Here is a 22,243-nt window from a genome sequence, read left to right as displayed (position 1 = left end):
CGTCGACCCCCTCGTCGGCACCATCTCGGATCAAATCGCGAAGATTGCGATGGGGAACGGGCGGCAGGGTGATCACCTACGATGTCCTTCAGGACCGGGATGTTGGCCGGTCTTCCGCTCGGGATACCAGCGTCTGACCGGCAACAAAAAAGTGGTGGCCACCCGTTTCCGGGTGGCCACCACTTTTTGGTGTCTAACTGTTTTAGCTGCTGCTAACCGTGGTTACGGGTTGCAACCGCCGTTGTTCTCGGTGTAGCCATCGAGACGCTGGATGAAGGCTGCCATCGCATCACGGGCGACTGGCTGAAGGCGCTTGTACTCGCCATCAGGGAAGCCGGTGGTGATTTCATTCTCAGCCATCCAGGAGATCTCCCGGTGGAACTGATCGTTCACGGGAACATCCGGGAACGGTGCAACCTGGGGTGCCTCGTAATCCTCGGCGTCCGCAATGCTGCAGTACTCGCCAGCGAAGCGGTTCATGAACGCGGCCATGGCGTCGCGGTTGACGGGTGCGAGCGGACGGAAGGTGCCGTCGCTGTAGCCGGTCGACAGGCCAGTCTCAGCCATCCATGCCATCTCCTTGTAGAACTGGGTTTCAGGAGTGATGTCAGCGAATGGTGAGGTGGTGGGCTCGGCGTAAGCCGGCTCACCGGCCAGGCGGTAGAGGAACGCCGCCATGGCATCACGGTTGATCGAGGCGAGCGGGCGGTAGGTACCGTCGCTGTAGCCGTTGGTCAGACCCTGGTCAGCAAGCCAGTTGATGGCATCTTCGTGAAGGTTGCCAGCAACATCAGGGAAACGGAGCTCGTCAACCTGCAGGTCGAGGATTTCATCCTTCAGACCCGTTGCGTTGTGGTGGTGCAGGAACAACGCGCGGGCGTCGGTGACGCCTTCCTGACGGTTGACGTTGAGGGTTGCCCCGTCGGTTGAAGGGAACACAGTGCCGGGAGTTGCGCCTTCGAACCACAGCTCAGGCTCGGTAACGTTGAAATCGATCCAGTCGGTTGAGTCAACCGGACCGTTCTCGCCTTCTTCGTCCACGTTGAATGGACTGAATGTCGACACCCGGTACTGAATCGGGGCTGAAGCTTCCAGATCCAGATCAAGCGCAGCAGCAGAAATTGGGAAGGTGACGACGTTGGTATCGAAGGTATTTGTGTCAACGTCACCAAAGACGCCATTGGCGAAGGTCTGAGCTAATGGCACCGGGTTACCCGCAGCATTCACGGGGCCAAGTGAACCGTCAGCGTTCAGGATGTAGACCTCAAACAGGATGAGGTCCAGGTCGTCGAGGCGGCGCGTGAAGCCCACGTAATCTGTTTCGCCGTCGCCATCGGTGTCGAATTCAACCTCGATGCTGCTATTGCCGCCAAGCTGTGCCCAGTTCTGCCAGGTGCTCACTCCGATGTTCAGGACGCCGTCGTCAGCCGAGCCTCCCGATGCAACCTCGGCGGGAACCGTTGAGGCAATCCCGACCGAACGCAGGTCAAGGGAGTACAAAGACTCCAGTGGACGCTCGTCGGCCCGAGGGCTTTCGGCGCCAAGAACCAGCGGGGTCACGAGGGAGAGGTAAGTTGAATCCGCGCCGCCCTGTGCGAGGCCGCGGCCCTCCATCGTTATTGTGGTCTCAAGCGTTGAAGCGTTCTCGAACAGGATCTGCGATCCAGCCGAGATATCCGAGGTGGGCTTTGGGGCCGAGTAGACGGGAACGCGCAGGGTGTTCACTTCACTCGCGAACTGAACGCGGCCTGAAACGTCGGCCAGGTATTGACGGGGGACACCGAGCTGGGTTTCCTCAGCGGCCGGATCGATCGTCTTTGCCAGTGCGGCGGGATCATCGATGGTCAGTGTGACGTCGACTGTTGCCGTGCCGTTGGCTGGGACATCGAAGGCGTTGGTGAGGGTTCCCGGTGCGAGTACCTGTGGGGTCACAGTGATCTCGGCACCTGGCATCGTGGACGCCTCCAGGTAGGAAGCGCTGTAGCGAATCACTTCGTCCGACTTGTTCTCGACGGTGATCTGTTTGGTCATGGTCGTGGCTTCGCTGCCCAGTTCCAGAACGCCGAAGTTTACCGAGGTCAGTGATGGCTGCTCTGTTGCGTAGGCGAGGACCGGGGTGTCGAGTGCCAGTACGGCGTCGACGCGTCCGGAACCCACGCGGTTGGGGGCGTACTCGACACCTTCGTCAGTCACCAGATCGGCGATCGCCGTGTTCATGATCATCGACTTGATCTCGTACGGGTTGAAGTCGGTCTCTGCGTAGAGCAGGGCGGCGATGCCAGCCACGTGTGGGGCTGCCATCGAGGTGCCGCTCTTGACCGATGCGCCAGTTCCCGTGCCCACCTGGACTGAGCCAGTGGATACGCCGGGGGCCGCTACATCGGGCTTGACCACTCCGTTGGAGCCGTGCAGGCCGCGGGAGGAGAAGGCCGCCAGCGTGTCGAGAGCCTCGGAGCTGCCACCGGCAGTCGCCTGGTACTCGGAATCCAAACGGATTTCCAGGGTGCCAGCTTCTGCGGCCGGTTCCAGCTGCTCGGAGAACTCGGCGTTGAACTGAACGCCGGGGATGGTGGCGTTGCCGCCGATACCTGATTCGAAGACCGAGCGAGGCGAGTCGAGGACCACACCTGCTCCGCCTGCGGCTTCAACGTTGTTGAAACGTGTGACGGAGCCACAGGGGAAGGCGCCGTCCTCTTCCCACTGCAGCCATACCCACTCGCCATCGAAGGTGCCGGGCGCGAAGGGGGCGCAACCAAACGCATTGGCGGGGTCAGCCTTGACGACAGTACCGGTGAGCTCTTCCTCGGATGCGGTGGAGTAGTCGAAGTTGACGCTGTACTGGCCAGCGGCCTGTCCGACGACGTCGTCCGGAGCGAGCACATCGGCCCGGTCCAGGGTGATCTGCGAGCCGACGCTGGCAGCGACGGTCAGGGCTGACTCGGAGCTGCCGGGGGAGCCACCGATGTCGTAGACATCGCCGCTGTTGCCGGAGGAGACAACCGACAGGACGCCCTGAGCGGTGAGTGCGTTGACAATGTCGTTTTCGGGATCGTCATAGGCGGGGAATGCTGCGCCGAGTGACATGTTGACAACCTGTGCGCGGTCATCGAAGTTGCCGTCGCCGTTGGGGTCAAGCACGAAGTCGAGGGCCGATCCGACTACTGCGCTGGAGCCCGTGCAGCCGAAGACGCGGAGTGCGACCAGCTGGGACTCGGGAGCGGAGCCGGGGCCGATCCGCATGGCGTTGACGCCGTCGGCGTCGAGGGTGCCGTAGTCGCCCTCGAAGGTGGATCCGTCATCGTTTACGCCGTAGCCGGAGGAGGTGCCGGCGACGTGGGAGCCGTGGCTCTGGCAGTCGAGGGGGTTGAGGTCTGGCTGAGGAATGTCATTATCGGGGTCGCCAGCGTTGTAGTCGTCGCCCACCAGGTCGTAGCCGCCAACGTACTTGGCAGCGTCGAAGAGTGCGGGGTCAGGAACCAGATCCGCCTGTGCCTGCTCGAAGGCCTCGATGGTTCCCGGTCCGCCGAAGCCGGCGTGGGTGTAGTCGAGTCCGGTGTCGAGGACGGCGACGGTGATGCCGTCGCCGGTCTGATCGCGTGTGGTCCAGGCATCAAGTGCACGGGTGTCGATGTCCGCGCCCTTGTTGGTGACGGTCTTCGGCACGATACCGGTGATTTTCACGACGTCGGGGCGGGCAGCAAGTGCCTTGATGGCCTCGGCGTCACCCTGGATGGCAACACCCGGGATGGTGTTGGTGGTGGTGTAGAGCTGAGAGGCTGATGCCTCGGCCGCTACGTCGTCAGCCTGAGCCTGGATGCCGGCCCTGATGTTCAGCACATCGCTGGTCCGATTGACCGGGGACTGGATTCCGTCGCGCACCTCGACGGGCTGCGTTTGTTCGAAGGCGCCTTTTCCGGCGAACTGGACGTAGGCAGCCGTTGGGCCCGTCCGGTCCGCCAGTTCGCTACTGACCTTCAGTTTTTCGGGGACCGCCCGGAGCTCGATTCCCTCAGCTGTGGGCTCACCCGATGACGGTGATTCCAGAGCTGAAGCAGGCGCCCACATGCTGGAAGCCAGGACAAGCCCTGTTAGCGAAGCCAACACAGCCTTTCCCGTATTCCGGTGGTATGACTTGCTCATACTTCTCCTTAGTGAGGCTCAGTCATGGCCACCCGCTGAGATCTTTGATTAGCTCCCCGCAAGTACTGCTGACACGGCCGTGACAGATGTGAGTGACATTCCTGGTGTGAACAAGTTGCGTCAGCAGTAGTTGATCTGTGGATGCCGGACACCCGGCCCCCTCCACCCACACCACTTTTCTGTGTAGTGGGTCACAAGTCAACGGGTAGCACACAAAAAACTTAGTTAAGTTAGGCAATTTCCTGATAATTGCCTGAGAACAGCATCGCGTCACACAATTGGTGACCAGAATCGGGGGTCTAGCGGCGGAGCGCGCGGTCTTTCAATCGACGGTATCGGCGCCGTAGCAGGGCGACCAGGCTGGCGTCGCTGATCGACTGCTCGAGGACCTGCACGCGGTCGACGAGGTGACGATTCGTCTCGAGGATCTGCCGTAGCAAGTCCTCCGAGTAGTTCTGGCGTTCGTGCAGATGGTCAAATTCCCGCTGCTGGTAGGCCGTCTGATAGAGCACCGCGCCCAGGCCTGACTGGCTGACGTGCTCCTTGAGGTGGTGTTCGCGGACACTCTGGTCCAGTCGTTTGTGCTCGGAGTCCTCGACGATGACACTGTTGCCCAGATCTCCGATCGCCTCCCGGCGTTGGTTCCAGTAGGCCAGCGGGACCTCGTCGATGAATCCCAGCGTGTGCTGCTGCAACAGGCGGAGCTGGAATTCCCAGTCACCGACTACCGAGAGGGATTCGTTGTAATAGCCGATCTGATCGTGAATCGCGCGGCGATACAGCACCGAAATGGGGACGCAGCGGTTGTGCCGGATGGTGTCGAAAAGGGTGACCGCCTTGAGCGCTGGCTGGAAAATCTCCCGGCTGACCTCCTCGATGGTCCCGTCGGTGATCCGCTCGAACACGATCTCGGTGCGCACAGCAACGCCGGCGTCGTCGTGCTGGGCCAGGTACGCGAGGGTGCGTTCGAGGAACGTCGGGTGCCACTCGTCGTCGTCGTCGTGGATGGCTATGTACTCGGAGTCCGACGCCCGGATTCCGGCGTTGGAGGCGGCCTCCATCCCCAGGGAGGTGTCGTGGTGGATGACCTGTAACCGGTCGCCCAGACGTGCGCGGTGACGCTCCACGACCGGGTCCACTTCGGCGCGGTCGCCGCCGTCATTGACGACGACGACGGTCCAGTCCGTGACCGTCTGCTGGAGAACGTCCCGGAGGGCTCTGTCCAGTAGCAGCGAACGGTTCCGGGACCGCATGATGATGGCTACTGACGGTGTGGGTGCAGTCGGCACGGGCAGTCCTTAGGGGTTTCGGCGCGGGCGCAGCCGCGATCGTAATGAGGCAAGCTTGCGAACCAGCGTGAAGCTGCTGGAGTTGAACCATCCCTGCAGCTCGGCGCGGGCGGCGGACGCCTGGCCCTCGAGATCCTCGCGGACCTTGCGCAGCTCGCCGAGCTCGGCGGACATGGGCAGGAAGACCACCCTCGCTGCTCCGGCGTCGGAGGCCCAGGACCCCTCCACCTCCAGCCGGTGCCCCGGGTCCGGTGTCGGGGCTTCCACTTCCAGCCCCTGCAGGGCCCGGACCACCAGGTCCCACCAGGCGGCGGATTCCGCGACCTTCCGGGGGTGAAGAGAGTGCACGTGGGCGGCTATCTCGTCGCGGCGCTGCCAGGCTTCGCGGATGGCGGCTCCGACCGATCCGGCCAGGAGCGATGGCAAAGGCAGCGCGAAGTCGGCGAGCCCCCAGTTGGCCATTGCCCCGCGCAGCCGGACATCGCTGTACTCATCGAGGGACAGGGCGACCGTCGGGACACCGCCGTCGAGGGCAAACACCACCGGGTGATAGCGCGAGGCGATCACAAGTGCTGCCCGTGCGGTCAGGGCCGCTGTGTCGCGGGCGGACGCGATGTGCCGTGACTCGACCCGGGCGGTCATCGCCGCCGCAATCTCGGAGTGGAGCGTTTCGTCGACACCACCCTCGCCTTCCACCGCCATATGGGGCAGGAGGAGGACGGGCAAGCCGGAAAGCTCCGCGGCGTCGTCCAGGATCTTCGCGGCCGCGGCCACGAACTGACCGCGGGGGCAGGCACCGGTGCTTCCCGAAAAGGTCCCCACCAGGTAGGAGTCCGCTGGCGGTGCGGTGTCTGATGGGGCTGCGTCTGGGGTGGTGGTGGCGAGAAACGACGCGTCGTCGAGGCAGGGGACCACGGTGGCACCCGCCAGCGCACGGCCCAGTATTAGCGAACTGTCCTCCCGCGCACCCACCAGCGCGGCGCGGGAAAGCATGCGTGCTGCGACATCGCGGTCGGCACCGTAGAGCAGGGGGCCGATGGTCTGGCCGGCAATCACCACGGCCTTGCCGAGGTGGTGGGCAATCTCAACTACTGCCGCCCGCTCGTACAGCAGCCAGCCGTACACGGAGTTCATGTTGCCCCCGCCAGCGATCAGCACCGCATCGCAGCCGCTGAGCGTGTCGATCAGGCGGTGGACCTGGTCATCCGGTGCGAGCCCGTGCGGCTTGCCGGCCAGGAAAGACCGAATGTCGGTCAGGTATCGCTGGTAGTCGGCGTACGGCCACGGGAATTCGATCGTCGGGGCGGCGTCCGTGCCGAACCGCACGGTGGTGTCCTCAACGTTCCGGCTCAGCAGCACGACGTCGTTGACGCCCCGTGCAGCGAGCTCATCGACAGCGGCATGGGTCATCGCGTCATCGCCCACGTGGTAGACGTGCTGCCCGATGTCACCCAGGATGGCTACCCTCATGCGGAGGTCCCGGCGGCGCCGCCCTGCCAGACGGCGTCGAACGGTGCGTGCGAGGAAAGCCGGTTCTGGATAGCCCTGGTGACAAACGCCTTGGCGGTGCGGGCCGCGTCCAGCGGGGTCGCGCCCTTGGACAGTTCGGCGGCGATGGCCGCAGCGAGGGTGCAGCCCGCGCCGCTCACCGCCACGTCGCCCACCTTCGGGGCGCTCAGCAGCTCAAGGGTGGTGCCGTCGTAGTACACGTCGACGGCGTTCTCGCCCTCCAGCCGGATTCCGCCCTTGGCGACGACGACGGCGCCGCTAAACTCGTGAATCCGTTTCGCCGCTTCCTGCAGATCCTCAATGCTGTTGATGGACATGCCGGAGAGCGATTCGGCTTCGAAGTGGTTGGGAGTGACGACACTCGCCAGCGGAAGGATGTGCGCCTTCAGCGCCTGATCGGTGTCGAGTGCGGCGCCCGGTTCCTGCCCCTTGCAGATCAGCACCGGGTCCAGCACGATATTCCGCCACGGCTGCGACTTCAGCGCCGTAGCGACGGTGTCGATGGTGGCCGGGGTGCCGAGCATCCCGATCTTGACGGTTTCCAGCGGGTGGCAGGTCTGCACCGCTTCCAGCTGGTCGGCGATGACCTGTGGCTCCACCGGGACGAAACGGTGATTCCAGTTGTCCTTCGGGTCGAACGAGACAATGCAGGTCAGGGCCGCAACTCCGTATACCCCCAACTCCTGGAAGGTCTTCAGATCCGCCTGGGCGCCGGCGCCGCCGGTGGCTTCGGATCCGGCGATGGTGAGCGTCACGACTGGGGCAGGGTTAGTTTGCGACATTTGTACAGTCTGCCCATTTTCTGTCGGGGCGGCCAGTTCAGGCTCCGCCCGCCGACCGTGGCAGAATTGAACTGCCCGGGGGCAGCCGGGCATCAGTGCTAATACAGCGGACCAAAAGCGTTCGCGAACCACTTCGATGAATGAGATGACGTTGACTCAACTGCAGGAAAAAACCCGCGCCAAATTTGCCTCCTCCGGGAGTACCTACTTCGCCATCATGCTGGCGACCCTCGCCGTCGTCGTCCTGCTGTCCAACATTGGTGCCTCCAAGGGCGTGGTGATCGGACCGCTCTTCGACGGCTTCAGCATCATCACCGATGGCGGGTTCTTCCTCTTCCCGCTCGCCTACATCCTGGGTGACGTGATCAGCGAGGTGTACGGGTTCAAGGCCGCACGCCTCGCCATTGTGGTGACGTTCCTGTTGTCGGCCTTCGCGTCGCTCTGCTACCTGATCATCATCGCGCTCCCCGGATTCGACGACGACTTCGGCACGTCAAAGCAGGCCGCGATTGAGGGGGCGCTCGGGCCGGTGCCATTGATTGTCCTGGCCTCGCTGCTCGCCTTCGCCGTGGGTCAGACCCTCAACGCCTGGGTGCTGGTCAGGCTGAAGGGCCGGTTCGGTGAGCGTGGCCTGGTGGGCCGCCTGCTCGGTTCCACGGTGGTCGGTGAGTTCGCCGACACCCTGATCTTCTGCGCCATCGCCGCATCGGTCATCGGCATCACCACCTTCGGTGGGTTCCTGAACTACCTGCTGTTCGGGTTCCTCTACAAGACCTTGATCGAGGTCCTGTTTGTGCCAGTCACCGCGATGGTCATCCGCTGGATCAAACAACGCGAGCCAAGCTACGCCGCCTCCTAGGAGCGCCCGCGGAGCCGCGAACGCACCGCCGGAAAAGTGCCGGAGCCGCGAACGCACCGCCGGAAAAGTGCCGGAGCCGCGAACGAACCGCCGGAAAAGTGCCGAAGCCGCAGACGAGTGGTGGGGCGGCCACTCGTCTGCGGGTCAAGCACTTTTCCGGCGGAGCAGGCTGGCCCGGTGCAGGGCGTTGGCGATCCGTCGCCTCAGTTTGGCCTCCCGAAACAGGTCTGCCCATTCAAGACGAACGAACTGCCAGCCGTCCTCCATCAGCGCCTTCTCCCGCCGGCGCTCTTCGAAGAGCACCTCGTCGGTCGGCGCATACGCGAAGTACTTGATCCGGCCGTCGAACTCAAGGGCCAGCAACAACTCACGCCAGGCGAAATCCAGCCGATGGTCGCCATGCCTGGTCCGCACCTGTACCTGCTGCTCGGGCATCGGTACCCGCATCTTCCTGATGAAGTGTCTGGAGAGGGTCTCACCTGGCGACTCGGCCAGGGGGCTCGCGTCCGCCGTGACCCTTCGCGCGTTGGCTGCGCCTTTGCATCCTGCCAGGCGACCAGCGATGTCCTGCATCTGCGGCTGGCTGCCGCCGAGCCGCAGCGCGTGGTCCGCAACGATGAGCGCCTTCTGATAGGAGAGGACTCGCGCGCAATCCACTGCAGTGCGTTCCAGGGTCGTCACGCGAAGATTCTGCCGGTACGTGATCTCCTCGGGTTCCAATGGTGAGCAATGGGCTCTGACGTCCGCAGCGGGACCGTGTGCCGAGGTGGGGTACTTCTGAGCCAGATGGATGGTGTGGTCCACGTTCCACAAATGCAGTCCGTGAATCCGTGCCGCCGAAACGTGGGTGTACACAGGCGGTGTCGGAGCACCCCGCTGCCGCGAATGATGGTGGGCGTAAATGCGGTGTAACGCCCGCGTCTCGGCTGACTGCTGCTCCCAGAAGTGGCCGGGGATGTAGCACCCGCGACGCAATCTCACCAGGTCTCCCGACTGGACTAGCCGTGCCACCTGTCGACCGCTGATCAACCGGTCAGCGAGTTCCTCGGTGGTCCAGGGAGCCCGGGAGTCCGTCAGCCAGGGTGGGCATTGGATGTTCATGCAGCCAGCATGCGCCAGTCCTGGTCCGCGTTGTCCGACCGGTCCGGAAATGTGGACAACTCCAAGGGATCGGTGGCTGTGGAGGGGCGGTGAGTCGAATCGCGGGGCGCTGGAGTCTCATAGGGGGCAGGTGTCTGAGCGAAAAGTGCTGACCGTGCAGGAACGCCGTTGCCTGACCACTGACCTGCCGGTTGACCACTTTCCTGGGGCGGACCCTGCCGGTTGACCACTTTCCTGGGGCGGACCCTGCCGGTTGACCACTTTTCTGGGTGGAAAAGGCCGGTGCTAGGCGTAGTAGCGGCCCAGCACCTCCGCCTTGAAGTCGAAGAAGGTGCCGTCCTCGATCGCGTCGCGGGCATCGTCGACCAGTTTCACGATGAAGCGTTCGTTGTGGATGGAGATGAGGGTGGCCGAGACCATTTCCTTGGCTTTGAACAGGTGGTGGATGTAAGCGCGGGTGTAGTTGGTGCAGGTGTAGCAATCGCACCCGTCCACCAGCGGGGTGAAGTCCTTCTTGAAGCGGGCGTTGGACAGGTTCCACCGTCCGTCGGGAGTGTAGAACGCCGAATTCCGGGCGACGCGGGTGGGGGAGACGCAATCGAAGGTGTCGGCGCCGTTCTCGATCCCCGTGAAGAGGTCATCCGGTTCCGAAATTCCGAGCAGGTGCCGCGGCTTGTTTTCCGGTAACTCGTCGGCGCACCAGCCCAGGATGGTCCCCAGATTCTCCTTCTCCAGTGCTCCGCCGATGCCGAACCCGTCGAAGTTCATGCCACCGAGATCGCGGGAGGCCTTCCGGCGGAGATCTTCATACTGGGCACCCTGGATGACCCCGAACAATGCCTGGTACGGCTTCCCCACTCGTTCCTCGGTCAGCCGGTCGTGTTCGGTAAGGCAACGCTCGGCCCATAGGCGGGTGCGCTCAAGGGACTCCTCCTGGTAGCCACGGGAATTCATCAGGGTGGTGAGCTCATCGAACGCGAACATGATGTCGGCGCCGAGCTGGTGCTGCACCTGCATCGAAATTTCGGGGGTGAACCGGTGCCGGTCTCCGTTGAGGTGGGACTTGAACCACACGCCGTCGTCGTCAATGTGGGCCAGACGCTCCTTCCCGGCGGCCACCGCATGGTCGGAGGTGCCGGCGTCGGCGACGTTCATGGTGATCACCTTCTTGAACCCGGAGCCCAGGCTCATCACCTGGAAACCACCCGAGTCGGTGAACGTGGGCCCGTTCCAGTTCATGAAGCGGCCCAGCCCGCCCGCCTCGTCAAGGACGTCCGGGCCAGGCTGCAGGTACAGGTGGTAGGCGTTCGCCAGCAGGGCCTGCGCGCCGAGGTCCTTCATGGACTCGGGGAGCACCGCCTTGACAGAGGCCTTGGTGCCGACGGCGATGAACGCGGGGGTACGGATCTCGCCGTGCGGGGTGGTGATGGTGCCCGTGCGGCCGTGCAGCGGCCCGCCGGTTGGGTCACTCAGGCGCTGGTCGACGGTGAAGGAGAACGAGGGTTGCTGAGTATCAGTTGGCACCAACCCATTTTGCCAGCAATTACCGGGCTGACTTGCTCCTGTGCTTGAGGGTGGAGGTGACCAGCGGGTCGGCATTCGGGTAGTGGTCGCGCCGCACGGCCTCCCAGCCGTCCCAGACCTCGTGCAGGGCTTTGGCTCCCAACTCGTACGTCGAGGCGATCACCAGGTCCGAGGGTTCGTCACGGACGCCTTCGGTCAGCGGCTGCTCGGCGAGGATCAGGAGCCCGTCACCGTGTTCGGCGTACTGGGCGACGGTGAGCCCTAGCTGGCGTTCGGTCCTGAACCACACCTTGCCGGTGAGCTCCTGCCCGCTGGGCAGGGTCAGGGCGTAGGAGTCCCCGGGGTCGCCCACCGCGGTGGCCCCCACTTGTTGCACCAGGGCGCGCCCGTCAGCGGGGGTGCCGGAGAAGAAGGCTGTGTGTCGGTTGGTGTTGGGGCGGCGTTCCAACGCGAACCGCAACTGCTGAAGGAATGAGATCCATCCCTCGGTGATGTCCTCATGCCAGTCCGACAGGTCCGACCCGGGCTCCGGCTGGCCCCGTTCAAGCGTGACCTCAGTGCCGTCGGGGCCGGGCGTCAACCGGAAGGTGTCGCCGTCCTCCAGGGCCAGCGAGAGGTGGTCGGAGCCTTCAGCGACACTGGGGGAGAAGTAGATGAGCCGAATTTCCTCGGCCAGGCCGTCGTAATCCCAGCCCTGCCATTGCGCGACCTTCGCCGGTTCGCGGAGCATCACCCAGATCTGGCGGGCATCGGCGTTGATGTGGACACTCAGCGGGTTGGCACCGCCACCGGAATCGGTGTCGGTGCCCGCTGCGGGGGCTGATGAGTGATTCATGGCGTCACTCTACTCCCGCGGGTGTTACCGCTCCAGAGCGAAAAATTACCTACAGTGCGCGGATTGCGACGAGTTCGTTGTGGATCCGTCGGGCCAGCTCCTCGGCGGTCAATGTCTCGGACCCGCCGTGCGAGCGCAGGTACAGGAGGGCGGTGAGGCGCACCACCCGCCAGTCCTTCTCGGCCCTCGTATCGCCGGCCGCTGCTGCCCGGTTGATCTCCGGATCGTAGAGGTTGGGTGCGTTGAGCTGGCGCTGCCGGACAGCCGCCGCGAGCTTGGCCTTGAGCGGATCGGTTTCGGCGTCGTCGGCAGTCCGGAGCGACGCCGAGTAGGTCTCCGCGCGGTCGGTGTCGCCGTCGTCGAAGGCCAGATACGACGCGAGTGCCAGCGCGCCCTCAATCCACTTCCAGCGACCGAAGTTTCCGTCGAAGGGCAGCGGGGTGAGCAGATCGCAGACCCGCCGGGCGTTGGCGACGTCGGCAAAATCCACCAGGAGGCTCAACGCGAGGTCGTGCACATCCTGCAGGTTGCTTCCCGATTTGAAGTTCATGCCGCGGGTGAGGCGTTCGGCGATGCCCTGAAGGTGCTCGCTTTCGGGATGGACCGACACGACATGCGCGATCACCGCCTCGGGGGTCCCGTCCTGGGCGGGGATGGACCCGGCGGCGACCTCACGGTCGTCGACAGCAACCTGGACCTGTGACCCCGTGGCGATCCGCAGGGTGTCTCCGGAATCGAGCGTCGCGACGACGACGGCGGGAGTCCCGTAGTCATCCGTCTCGATGTCGGTATCGACCACCTCGGCGGCGTCCGTGCCGTCGGGGCCAATGATGTGGTGACCGGCGGCGACGGCCTCGGCGTTAAGCCGACGCACCCGCGTCGGCTTCCGGGATTCGTTCACCGCTTAGCGTCCCCAACCGGCGTAGGCCAGTGCCTGGCGGAGCAGTCCGCCGCGTCCGCCGGAGAACTCGGACTGCACGCCTGGGCTCAACGCCTCATCGGGTGTCATCCAGGAGAGTTCAAGGGCGTCCTGCCGGGGCTGGCATTCCCCGGTGACGGGAATCAGGTAGGCGAGGGCGACGGCGTGCTGTCGGTCGTCGGTCATCCCGGTTTCGGACGGCGACGGGAAATACTCGGCGACGGTAAAGGGGACCGGGCAGGGTGGCAGCTGGGGGAGGGCGAACGGTCCCAGGTCCTTCTCCAGGTGGCGGACCAGCGCCGCGCGGATGGTTTCCCGATACATGACCCTGCCGGACACGAACGTCCTGACCATCTCGCCCTGGTCGTTCGCCTGCAGCAGCAACCCCACCTCGGTCACGTAGCCGAGTGAGTCGCAGCGCACCGGAACGGCCTCCACATACACCATGGGTAGGCGGCGGCGGGCTTCGTAGAGGTCATCTTCCGAAAGCCACCCGGGATTGGGGTCTGGTGTGCGAACGTTCATACCTTTGTTTTATAGCAGACACGGGCACGACGGCGGACGGCGCGCTGCGCTTCGGCCATTGGCTGAATCTGATGACACGACCGTTAACCCCCGCAACCGGGTGCCGTTGGGTGCTGACGGGACAATCGCCGGGTCAGCCGGAGGGTAATCGCCTTAGCCCCGTGACCCCGCCCGTGACCCAGCCCCGTGGCCCCGCCCGTGACCCAGCCCCGTGGCCCCGCCTCGGCCTCAGGAGTTGGTTCAGCGCCGAGCCTCGCGCCCGGGGTCAACCTCTGGCCGTTTGGCAATACGGACCGGCCGGCCAGCGCCGAGGTCCACGGTCAGGTGGCGGTCGGCGTCGGTGACTCGTCCGGCAAAGCCGGCCGCCTCGACCCGTTCACCCAGCACAGTCAGGTCTCCCGCGTATTCAAAGCCCACCTCGAACTCCTGGCGCGGTGCCCGCCGTACAGCCACCACCCCACCATTCTTCGCCAGAAAGTCCACGGGCCCGTGACCCGGAAGATCGCTGGCGTCTCCGGCGTCCGGGGTGGCGGCCCGTACCCGGGCGCCCATGTTGGCGAGCACCCCGGCCGCGCCCGCAGTGTCCGGCGTGCGCCAGATCGTCACCACGGTCAGGGCCGGGTCGGGGCCGGTGGGAAGCTGCCGCTCGCCGAGCCCGGCATGGAAGGTGAGCGGGGGTGCCGATACCCGGACCCTTGGGACGCCGTCGGGATCGTTGACGACCTCCGCCGCGGTGCCGCTCACGCGGGTACGCTGGGCGAAAACTTCGAGGTCCCCCACCTCGAACCCCAGGGTCGTCGACGCCCCGCCAGGCCCGGACGGGCAGAGCGTGATCCGCCCGCCGCCGGCATCGAGCACCATCCACCCGTTTCCCTGGGCGGCCCGGGCCAGCCCGAGAGCGACAAGCACGGCGCCCAGCCGCCCGGGATCAGGTGTGTGGAGCAGAGGGTGGACCCGCAGCATCGGTTGTTCTCCAGGTTCGGGGTAGGGACTCGACGGAGCTCAGGGGATTACAGTAGCCCCATGAAGGCCGAACTGCCCGAACTGTTGGTCCCCGATGCTGACGCGTGGAAGGCCTGGCTGGAAGCCAACCACTCCACCTCTGGCGGTGTCTGGCTGATCCTGCACAAGAAGGGCGGGTTCGTCACCGAGTTGACCTACGCTGCCGCCCTCGATGAGGCGCTCTGCGTGGGGTGGATCGATGGCCAGGCGCGCCGGCGAGGCGACGAAAGCTCCCTCCAGCGGTTCACGCCCCGCGGCCCACGCAGTATCTGGTCGCTGCGCAACATCGGGTACATCGAGCGGTTGACTGCGGAGGGGCGGATGAGGGCGGCCGGGCTCGACGCCGTCGCCGCGGCGAAAGCGGACGGCAGGTGGGAGCGGGCCTACGCCGGGCCGGCGTAGGCGGAAGTTCCCGCCGCCCTGGCAGAGGCCATCGCCGCCGACCCCAACGCACAGGCGATGTTCAACGTTCTGACCTCCCAGAACCGGTACGCGATGATCTTCCGGCTCAGTCAGCTCAAGACCGAGGCGGCCAGGGAACGGAATATCGCCAGATTCGTGGCGATGCTGGCCCGCAGCGAGACGCTCTATCCGCAGCGGAAGCTCCCTTAGAGCCCCGCCAGACCGCATCGGAATAATTACGTCACATTTTCGTGACTAATTCGACGGCGAACCGGTGTAAGGTGATCCTTAGTTCATATCCAAAGTTCACCCCTGGAGACCACCCCATGCACAATCGATTTGCCGCCGTCGCGGCCGGTGCCACCATCCTCGCCCTCGTCGGGTGCGGAACGACCACCGAGCCCGCCGCCGAATCCGACACCTCACCCGCCGCCACCGAGCTGGAGAGCGACAACACGTTCACCCTCTACTCGGGACGGGACGAGGACCTGATCCAGCCACTCATCGATCAGTTCGAGGAAAGCAGCGGCATCGAGGTGGACGTGCGCTACGGCAACACCGCCGAACTGGGTGCACTCCTGCTGGAGGAGGGGGAACAGACCCCCGCCCAGGTGTTCCTCTCCCAGGACGCCGGTGCGCTCGGCGCCCTCAGTAGCGCGGGGCTGTTCACCACCCTGCCTGAGGACGTCACCGCAACCGTCCCCGACGGATTCACCTCCACCGACGACAGCTGGGTGGGAATCACTGGCCGTGCCCGCGTCATCGTGTACGACGGCGAGACGCTGGAAGCCGACGAGGTCCCGGCCACCGTGGATGAGCTGACCGACCCCGACTGGTCTGGCCGGGTTGGCTTCGCGCCCTCCAACGCCAGCTTCCAGGCCTTCGTCACGGCCTACCGGGTATTGAAGGGCGAGGAAGCCGCGGATGAGTGGGTAGCGGCGTTGGCCGCCAACGAACCGCAGATCTTTGAGAACAACGGCGCCGTCCTGACCGCCGTGAACGAGGGAGTGGTCGAGACCGGGCTGATCAACCACTACTACTGGTTCCGCCAGGCCACCGAAACCGGGGAGGAGAACATGCGCGCCCAGCTGTCCTACCCTGAGGCTGGCGACCCCGGATCGATTGTCAATGTCACCGGCGCGGGGATCCTCTCCAACGCCGGCCAGGACGCCGACGCTCTGGAGTTTGTCGAATTCCTCGTGTCCGCCGACGCCCAGCAGTACTTCGTCGAGGAGACCTTCGAGTACCCGCTGGCCGAAGGGGTCGAGGCTCCCGAGGGGCTGCCCGCCCTGGATTCGCTGGTCAACCCGGACCTGGACCTGTCGGACCTCGAATCGCTTGAGCAGACCCAGGAGTTACTGAGCAAGCACGGCCTGATCTGAACCTGATCAACTATTGGTAGCAGGTGACCCACGAATGACCCTCACCCGAACGGAACGTGCCAGCGCTGAGCCGGCGCGTTCCGTTCGTGTGCCCAGATCGGCTCCACCGGTCTGGCTGCTGGTGCTGGCGGGACTGTGTGCGGCGACGGCCGCCATCCCCCTGGTCTATCTGGTGGCGCGGACCACCGACGCCGGGTTCGCCGAACTCGCTGACACCCTGCTGCGGGCACGGGTCCTGCAGCTCGCCCTGAACTCGGTGCTGTTGGCGGCGGCAGTGACAATCACCTGCCTGGTGGTCGGAACGGCGTCGGCCTGGGTGCTCACGCGGGTGCGCATCCCGGCGCCGCGCGCCATGCTCCTGATCTCCGCGCTGCCGCTCGCCGTCCCGTCCTACCTTGCGGCCTACGGGTGGCTGGTCTGGCTCCCGACCCTGGACGGGTTCTTCGCGAGCTGGATGATCATGACCGCGGTCTGCACCCCGTACGTCACCCTGCCGGTCGCCGCCGCCCTCCGCGGGACGTCGGGGGATCTCGAAGCGGTGGCCCGCACCCTGGGGCGTGGGCCCTGGGGCGCTTTCCGTGCCGCCACCTGGCCCCGGGCACGACCCGCCGCGGCGGCCGGTGCCCTGCTGGTCGCCCTGTACACCCTTTCCGACTTTGGGCTGGTCTCCATGCTGAGGTATCAGACCCTGACCTGGGGCATCAACTCGGCATACGGGGCGAGCTTCGACCGGAACCAGGCAGCACTGCTCGCGCTGATGCTGGTCGTCCTGGCTCTCACGGTGGTCGCCGGAGAGAAGAGGTTCCGGGGCCAGGTCACGGCGGGGGCCGGGCGGGGAAGGATCGCGCTCGTCCGTCCCGGACGGTGGCTGCCCGTCGCGATGGCCCTGGTGCTCAGTGCTGCGTTAGTGAGCGTCGTCGTCCCCGTGGGCGGTCTGATGAGCCGGCTCCTGGAAGCCCAGACGCTCCGGGAGATCGACACCGTACGCCTCGTCGAGGCCATCGGGGCAACCCTGGGCCTCGCGGTCGCCGGTGCGCTTGCCGCGGTGGTGCTGGCCCTGCCGATCGCAGTGCTGGCCGCCCGCTACCGGGGACGCCTGGTCGCCGCGGTGGAGGCGGTGGGGTTCCTGGGGCACGCTCTGCCCGGAATCGTGGTGGGGCTGGCCCTGGTGTTCTTCGCGCTCGCCGCCGTCCCCGCCCTGTACCAGACGGTGGTGGTCCTCGTCTTTGGCTACGCCGTCCTGTTCATGCCGAAGGCGATCGGGACCATGCGCAGCGGGATCGCCGCCGTGCCCGGAAATCTGGTGGACGTGTCCCGGATGCTGGGCCTGTCACCATTGCAATCATGGTGGCGGGTGACCGCCCGGCTGGCGCTACCCGGGATCGGCGTCAGCGCGCTGCTGGTGGCCATCTCGGTCATGAAAGAATTACCTGCGACGTTGCTGCTGCGGCCCACGGGAACCGCCACCCTCGCCACCGAACTCTGGTCCCGCACCACGGTGTTCGAATACGGGGCGGCCGCACCCTATGCTGCCACCCTGGTGCTGCTCGCCGCCGTCCCCGCGGTGGTGCTGTCCGGATTTCGGGGCGTCGCGAAGGAGGATCTGTGAGCTGGGTAACCATTGACGGGTTGAGGGTGACCTACGGGAGTGCCGCCGTGCTCGACGGTGTGAACCTGCAGATCCCGCGGGGCGCGCTGACCGCCGTGCTGGGTCCGAGCGGCTGTGGCAAGACCACGCTGCTGCGGGCCATCGCCGGGCTGCTCCCAGCCGCCGGCGGCACCATCCGCGTCGGAGATAAGCTGCTCTCCTCCGCGACCGTCCAGTTGGCCCCCGAAAAGCGCGGTGTCGGCTGGGTCCCGCAGGATGCGTCGCTGTTCCCTCATTTGTCGGTGGGGGAGAACATCGGTTTTGGCCTCAAGCGGGGCCCTGGACGGGCAGGCCGGATCACCGATCTCGCCGCAATGGTGGGCCTGGCTGATTTCGTCGATCGCGCGCCGTCCCAGCTGTCGGGTGGTCAGGCGCAGCGGGTGGCCCTCGCCCGGTCGTTGGCTCCGCGCCCCGACCTGATTCTCCTCGATGAGCCCTTCGCCGCGCTGGACCCCCAGTTGCGTTCGACGTTGCGGCGTGAGGTCTCCGACCTGCTGCGCGGGCAAAGCAACACCAGCCTGCTGGTCACCCACGACCAGGAAGAGGCACTCTCGCTCGCCGACTACGTCGCAGTGATGCGCGACGGCCGGATCCTGCAGTGGGGCACCCCGTGGGAAGTTTACGAACGCCCGGTCAGCCGCTGGGTGGCGGCGTTCGTGGGCGACACCGTGGAACTTGATGGACACTGGGCCGATGGGCAGGTGCAGTGCGTGCTCGGGCGGGTGGATGCAGAGACCGCAGACGGCACAGCACCGGTGGACGGGGCGGCGGTTTCCCTGATGCTGCGGCCGGAATGGCTGCAGGTCACATCCGGAGGGTCCGATGCCACAGTCACTTCGGTCGCCTATGCCGGCCATGACGCACTGGTAAGCCTGGAGCTCCTGTCAGGGGCGACGGTGCGGGCACGGGTTGCAGCACCTGGCCTGCCGCGGCGGGGTGAGAGGGTGTCGATCGGTATCAAACACCGCGCGCTCGCCTACCCTCGCTCATCCGCCGCCGCGCGGGTGGAGCCGGCGGCCACCCGGTAGCCAGCTTCCAGGATCATCCACGCCTGCAGTTGTGTGGAGAGCTGGGCTCCCCCGGGTGCGGCGGCCTCTCCCGTTCCGGCCGGGAAGGTCAACAGGTCGGGGGCTCCGCCGGGACGAACCCCCCTGAAGCGATGAAAACGACGAGGCGATGGCGCTGTCTCAGCAGTCCGTCCGGCCCAGAGATTCTCGGACGTCGCCGTCACCAGGGTCTCGGCGGTCCGCCGGGCGGAATCCGGGAGTAGGGGGTTGAGCGCGGCGAAGGCCAGATACCGGACGAGGATGCCGGTGAATAGTCCGCCGTCCCCGGCCCCATGGGTCAGCAGGACACCCTCCGTGCCGAGTTGGCTGTCGACAGCGGAGACCAGGTCCGCGGCCGTGGCAAGGTTGGCCGTTCCTCCCAGTTCCAGTAGCGCTCCCAGCACCGGACCCTGGTTGTAGGTGTAGACGGTCGGGACCAGCGTCTCCCGTCCAGCCTTCACCCTGATCCCATCCAGGTACAGCCCGGTCTGGCCGTCCCGCAGGCGCTCACCGAGCCAGTCCACAAGTTCCTGCCCCCGCTCCGGTTGTCCGCGACGGGCGAAGAATAGTGCGGCGGGTCCGGTGGCCGGGGTGTTCTTGAAATCGCGGGAAGTATTCCAGTAGAGGCCGCCGCCCAGGTCAGCTGTGTGAGCGGAGCGCAGCGCCCGGTCGAGGGGTGCCAGGGCCCGCCCTCCTCCGCCCCGGACCCGTCCCATCCGGTCGACGGCGAGGGCCAGCCAGGCCATGTCGTCGTAGTAGGCGTTGGTCCACCGCAGACCATTGCGCAGGTGGATTCCCCGTAGCAGCCGCAATGCGGTGAGCGCAGACCGGGCCGCCGCGGAAGAGCTTCCCCGGTCCGCCTCGCGCAGCGTCTCGTCCACCAGGACGTCAAGGTACTGTGCCTGCCACCAGTAATGCCAGGGGGAGCGAGTTCGCTCCCGGGGGTGCTGCACGGCACCAAGGTGGGTAAACGGCAGCCCGAACAGGCGGTGGCCGAACCGGGACCTGACGGACTCCGCCGCAGCCCGCGCACGATGATCAGCCGTACGGATGGGGTCATCCTGGCGCGAAGTGAGCATAATTCCACCCTAGCCGGACGGCCCGGCGCCGGTATTGAGCACTCTGCCAACCCCAGCGGACCGCGGGTGCAGTATGGGCTGGGTCACAGTAGTGTTTGGTTGGCATCAGGTTCGTCCTGCGCACCAGATACTGACAGAACGCCCAATGCCGCCAGAAGCTCGAGGAGACACCATGGACATCACCAACACTGTTGCCCTGATCACCGGGGGCGCTTCCGGGCTGGGCCAGGCGACTGCCAGGAAACTTTATGGCGAGGGCGCCACCGTGGTCCTGGTCGACCTGCCCCACTCGTCAGGTTTAGAGGCAGCCGCCGAGCTGGGTGAGCGGACCGTGTTTGCCCCCGCAGACGTGACCGATCCGGCGCAGGTCCAGGCCGCCGTCGACACCGCCGTCGCGCTGGGCCCCCTCCGCACCGTCGTCAACTGTGCGGGGATCGCCACCCCCGGCAAGGTACTCGGACGCGACGGTGTGCTTCCACTGGAGGATTTCGCCAGGGTCATCAACATCAACCTGATCGGAACCTTCAACGTCATCCGGTTGTCTGCGGCGGCGATCGCGGCGACCGAGCCGGTCAGCCCTCCCGAAGGGTCCCCCGAGCGGGGGGTCATTGTGAACACTGCGTCGGTGGCGGCGTTCGATGGTCAGATCGGTCAGCCAGCGTACGCCGCCTCCAAGGGCGCGGTGGCGGCGATGACCCTGCCGATCGCCCGGGAGCTCGCCCGCTCCCTGATCAGGGTGGTCACCATCGCACCGGGGATCTTCGAAACCCCGATGATGGCGGGCCTGCCCCAGCAGGCCCAGGACTCTCTGGGAGCCCAGGTGCCGCACCCGTCCCGGCTCGGCCGCCCCCATGAATACGCGGCCCTCGTTTCACACATTCTGCAGAACCAGATGCTGAACGGCGAAACCATTCGCCTCGACGGCGCCATCCGCATGGCGCCAAAATAGCTGCCCCCGCAGCCCACGAAAGGAACAGCTCAATGGAGAGCACCCTCCCCACCGCCGACTTCATGGGCTTCGAGTCCCTGCTCAGCCCGACGGAGAGCGCCAAACTCGCCGATGTCCGTGACTTCCTCGACAAAGAGGTGTCGCTGAACGCGGAAGGCTGGTGGAACCGGGCCGAATTCCCCATCGAGGTGCTACCCAAGCTCGCCGCCCTGAACCTCAGTACCCCGGTGCAGCAAGGGTATAGCTACCTTTTCGGCGGCATGGTGATCGCCGAAATGACGCGGGCCGACACGTCCCTGGCAACCTTCTTCATGGTCCACCACGACCTCTTCGTCGAGGCCCTGCACGAGTTCGGATCCGAGGACCAGAAGGCCCGGCTACTGCAGGACGCCATGGATCTGAAGATCACCGGCGCGTTCGCCCTCACCGAGCCGCTGCACGGATCCGATGTGGCCGGCGGGCTGGCAACCACTGCAACCCGCGACGGTGACACCTGGGTCCTCAATGGGGCCAAACGGTGGATCGGCAACGGAACATTCTGCGACTACATGCTGCTCTGGGCACGGGACACCGCCGACGGAAGCATCAGGGGGTTCATCCTCGATGCTTCCCTGCCGGGGGTAAGCCGCACCCGGATCGAGAACAAGATCGCACTGCGTACCGTCCAGAACGCTGACATTGTGCTCGACGGTGTGCGCGTGCCCGAGGCGGACCGTTTCGCGGGCATCAACACCTTCGCCGACACCCGGAAGCTCCTCCTCGGTTCCCGGATCCTGGTGGGCTGGCAGGCGGTGGGCCAGCAGCTTGCTGCCTTCGACGTCGCCCGCCGGTACGCGGTGGAACGGCACCAGTTCGGCCGCCCGATCGCAGGGTTCCAGCTGGTGCAGGACCAGCTGGTGCGGATGCTCGGCAACACGACAGCGAGCCTGGGAATGATGGCGCGGGTGGCGCAGCTGCAGGAGGATGGCGGCGGTGACATGCCGCAGGCGGCTCTCGCCAAGGCATACACCACGGCACGGATGCGTGAAACCGTGGCGCTGGGGCGGGGGATTCTCGGCGGTAATGGCATTACCACCGAGTTCCGGATGGCCAAGATCTTCGCTGACGCCGAGGCCATCTACACCTACGAGGGCTCCTACGAGATCAACACCCTGATCGTCGGGCGTGCCATCACCGGGCTCTCCGCAATCAACTAGGCCGCGCAACGCCGGTACGTCCCGCGGGCGCGGGGTATATCGTGGGGCTACCTGCG

Annotated in this window: 17 protein-coding genes and 1 pseudogene; 7 read left to right on the top strand and 11 right to left on the bottom strand. The window is 65.7% G+C overall.

Annotation, left to right across the window (positions count from 1 at the left end; genetic code table 11):
- Positions 1–222 precede the first annotated feature (222 nt).
- From H4V95_RS16840 to thiD, 4 genes are all read right to left on the bottom strand, one after another.
- Complete coding sequence (locus H4V95_RS16840; protein ID WP_209731136.1) at positions 223–4,140, bottom strand: S8 family serine peptidase; 3,918 nt, start codon at positions 4,138–4,140, stop codon at positions 223–225.
- 299 nt (positions 4,141–4,439) lie between these two features.
- A complete protein-coding gene (locus tag H4V95_RS16835) occupies positions 4,440–5,429 on the bottom strand; it encodes a glycosyltransferase family 2 protein (protein ID WP_209731135.1) in 990 nt (329 codons plus the stop codon).
- Between the two features lie 9 nt (positions 5,430–5,438).
- Positions 5,439–6,899 carry a polysaccharide pyruvyl transferase family protein gene (locus tag H4V95_RS16830; protein ID WP_209731134.1) on the bottom strand — a complete coding sequence of 487 codons (1,461 nt, stop codon included), beginning with the start codon at positions 6,897–6,899 and terminating at the stop codon, positions 5,439–5,441.
- Positions 6,896–7,720 (bottom strand): bifunctional hydroxymethylpyrimidine kinase/phosphomethylpyrimidine kinase, encoded by an 825-nt coding sequence (gene thiD / locus H4V95_RS16825; protein WP_209731133.1) that lies wholly within the window; start codon positions 7,718–7,720, stop codon positions 6,896–6,898. Before thiD ends, H4V95_RS16830 begins: the two co-directional genes overlap by 4 nt.
- A 145-nt stretch (positions 7,721–7,865) precedes the next feature.
- Between thiD and H4V95_RS16820 the strand changes: the two genes are divergently transcribed.
- Positions 7,866–8,579, top strand: coding sequence for a queuosine precursor transporter (locus H4V95_RS16820; protein ID WP_209731132.1), 714 nt, complete (start codon positions 7,866–7,868; stop codon positions 8,577–8,579).
- Positions 8,580–8,723: 144 nt separating this feature from the next.
- On the opposite strand, the gene H4V95_RS16815 is transcribed toward H4V95_RS16820, so the two are convergent.
- The 6 genes from H4V95_RS16815 to H4V95_RS16790 form a co-directional block, all read right to left on the bottom strand.
- Positions 8,724–9,680 (bottom strand): type IV toxin-antitoxin system AbiEi family antitoxin domain-containing protein, encoded by a 957-nt coding sequence (locus H4V95_RS16815; protein WP_209731131.1) that lies wholly within the window; start codon positions 9,678–9,680, stop codon positions 8,724–8,726.
- Positions 9,681–9,965: 285 nt separating this feature from the next.
- Positions 9,966–11,279, bottom strand: a complete 1,314-nt coding sequence (gene tgt / locus H4V95_RS16810) for a tRNA guanosine(34) transglycosylase Tgt (protein ID WP_395939854.1) — start codon at positions 11,277–11,279, stop codon at positions 9,966–9,968.
- A complete protein-coding gene (locus tag H4V95_RS16805) occupies positions 11,224–12,039 on the bottom strand; it encodes an SRPBCC domain-containing protein (RefSeq protein ID WP_209731129.1) in 816 nt (271 codons plus the stop codon). Before H4V95_RS16805 ends, tgt begins: the two co-directional genes overlap by 56 nt.
- A gap of 49 nt (positions 12,040–12,088) precedes the next feature.
- Positions 12,089–12,940 carry a DUF6707 family protein gene (locus H4V95_RS16800; RefSeq protein WP_196866384.1) on the bottom strand — a complete coding sequence of 284 codons (852 nt, stop codon included), beginning with the start codon at positions 12,938–12,940 and terminating at the stop codon, positions 12,089–12,091.
- A 3-nt stretch (positions 12,941–12,943) separates the two neighbouring features.
- Positions 12,944–13,483 carry an NUDIX hydrolase family protein gene (locus H4V95_RS16795; RefSeq protein ID WP_196866385.1) on the bottom strand — a complete coding sequence of 180 codons (540 nt, stop codon included), beginning with the start codon at positions 13,481–13,483 and terminating at the stop codon, positions 12,944–12,946.
- A 240-nt stretch (positions 13,484–13,723) separates the two neighbouring features.
- Complete coding sequence (locus H4V95_RS16790) at positions 13,724–14,446, bottom strand: VOC family protein (RefSeq protein ID WP_196866386.1); 723 nt, start codon at positions 14,444–14,446, stop codon at positions 13,724–13,726.
- A gap of 60 nt (positions 14,447–14,506) precedes the next feature.
- Between H4V95_RS16790 and H4V95_RS16785 the strand changes: the two are divergent.
- From H4V95_RS16785 to H4V95_RS16770, 4 genes and pseudogenes are all read left to right on the top strand, one after another.
- Positions 14,507–15,097: pseudogene (locus H4V95_RS16785) on the top strand (YdeI family protein).
- Between the two features lie 116 nt (positions 15,098–15,213).
- The gene (locus tag H4V95_RS16780) at positions 15,214–16,269 is read left to right on the top strand and encodes an iron ABC transporter substrate-binding protein (RefSeq protein ID WP_196866388.1); all 1,056 of its coding nucleotides are present in this window, start codon (positions 15,214–15,216) and stop codon (positions 16,267–16,269) included.
- A gap of 34 nt (positions 16,270–16,303) precedes the next feature.
- The gene (locus tag H4V95_RS16775) at positions 16,304–17,878 is read left to right on the top strand and encodes an iron ABC transporter permease (RefSeq protein WP_209731128.1); all 1,575 of its coding nucleotides are present in this window, start codon (positions 16,304–16,306) and stop codon (positions 17,876–17,878) included.
- The gene (locus tag H4V95_RS16770) at positions 17,875–18,945 is read left to right on the top strand and encodes an ABC transporter ATP-binding protein (RefSeq protein WP_196866390.1); all 1,071 of its coding nucleotides are present in this window, start codon (positions 17,875–17,877) and stop codon (positions 18,943–18,945) included. The genes H4V95_RS16775 and H4V95_RS16770 overlap by 4 nt, the downstream gene beginning before the upstream one ends.
- Here the strand turns inward: H4V95_RS16770 and H4V95_RS16765 are convergent.
- Positions 18,894–20,042, bottom strand: coding sequence for a glycoside hydrolase family 76 protein (locus H4V95_RS16765; protein ID WP_209731127.1), 1,149 nt, complete (start codon positions 20,040–20,042; stop codon positions 18,894–18,896). The genes H4V95_RS16770 and H4V95_RS16765 overlap by 52 nt on opposite strands.
- A 172-nt stretch (positions 20,043–20,214) precedes the next feature.
- Between H4V95_RS16765 and H4V95_RS16760 the strand changes: the two genes are divergently transcribed.
- Together H4V95_RS16760 and H4V95_RS16755 are read left to right on the top strand one after the other, a co-directional pair.
- Complete coding sequence (locus H4V95_RS16760; RefSeq protein WP_209731126.1) at positions 20,215–20,991, top strand: 3-hydroxyacyl-CoA dehydrogenase; 777 nt, start codon at positions 20,215–20,217, stop codon at positions 20,989–20,991.
- Positions 20,992–21,023: 32 nt separating this feature from the next.
- Positions 21,024–22,187, top strand: a complete 1,164-nt coding sequence (locus H4V95_RS16755; protein ID WP_209731125.1) for an acyl-CoA dehydrogenase family protein — start codon at positions 21,024–21,026, stop codon at positions 22,185–22,187.
- The last annotated feature ends 56 nt before the right edge of the window (positions 22,188–22,243 follow it).

This window comes from Arthrobacter sp. CAN_C5, from assembly GCF_017875735.1.
GTDB lineage: Bacteria > Actinomycetota > Actinomycetes > Actinomycetales > Micrococcaceae > Arthrobacter_D.
The sequence above is the reverse complement of the archived record's forward strand: the minus strand, read 5'-3'. Positions and strand labels throughout refer to the sequence as shown.

Coding starts and splice junctions, on each gene's coding strand:
- tgt (WP_395939854.1), bottom strand. CDS start 11,279: ATGCCGACCCGCTGGTCACCTCCACCCTCAAGCACAGGAGCAAGTCAG.
- H4V95_RS16760 (WP_209731126.1), top strand. CDS start 20,215: ATGGACATCACCAACACTGTTGCCCTGATCACCGGGGGCGCTTCCGGG.
- H4V95_RS16765 (WP_209731127.1), bottom strand. CDS start 20,042: ATGCTCACTTCGCGCCAGGATGACCCCATCCGTACGGCTGATCATCGT.
- H4V95_RS16755 (WP_209731125.1), top strand. CDS start 21,024: ATGGAGAGCACCCTCCCCACCGCCGACTTCATGGGCTTCGAGTCCCTG.
- H4V95_RS16775 (WP_209731128.1), top strand. CDS start 16,304: ATGACCCTCACCCGAACGGAACGTGCCAGCGCTGAGCCGGCGCGTTCC.
- H4V95_RS16780 (WP_196866388.1), top strand. CDS start 15,214: ATGCACAATCGATTTGCCGCCGTCGCGGCCGGTGCCACCATCCTCGCC.
- H4V95_RS16790 (WP_196866386.1), bottom strand. CDS start 14,446: ATGCTGCGGGTCCACCCTCTGCTCCACACACCTGATCCCGGGCGGCTG.
- thiD (WP_209731133.1), bottom strand. CDS start 7,720: ATGTCGCAAACTAACCCTGCCCCAGTCGTGACGCTCACCATCGCCGGA.
- H4V95_RS16840 (WP_209731136.1), bottom strand. CDS start 4,140: ATGAGCAAGTCATACCACCGGAATACGGGAAAGGCTGTGTTGGCTTCG.
- H4V95_RS16820 (WP_209731132.1), top strand. CDS start 7,866: ATGACGTTGACTCAACTGCAGGAAAAAACCCGCGCCAAATTTGCCTCC.
- H4V95_RS16815 (WP_209731131.1), bottom strand. CDS start 9,680: ATGAACATCCAATGCCCACCCTGGCTGACGGACTCCCGGGCTCCCTGG.
- H4V95_RS16795 (WP_196866385.1), bottom strand. CDS start 13,483: ATGAACGTTCGCACACCAGACCCCAATCCCGGGTGGCTTTCGGAAGAT.
- H4V95_RS16830 (WP_209731134.1), bottom strand. CDS start 6,899: ATGAGGGTAGCCATCCTGGGTGACATCGGGCAGCACGTCTACCACGTG.
- H4V95_RS16805 (WP_209731129.1), bottom strand. CDS start 12,039: ATGAATCACTCATCAGCCCCCGCAGCGGGCACCGACACCGATTCCGGT.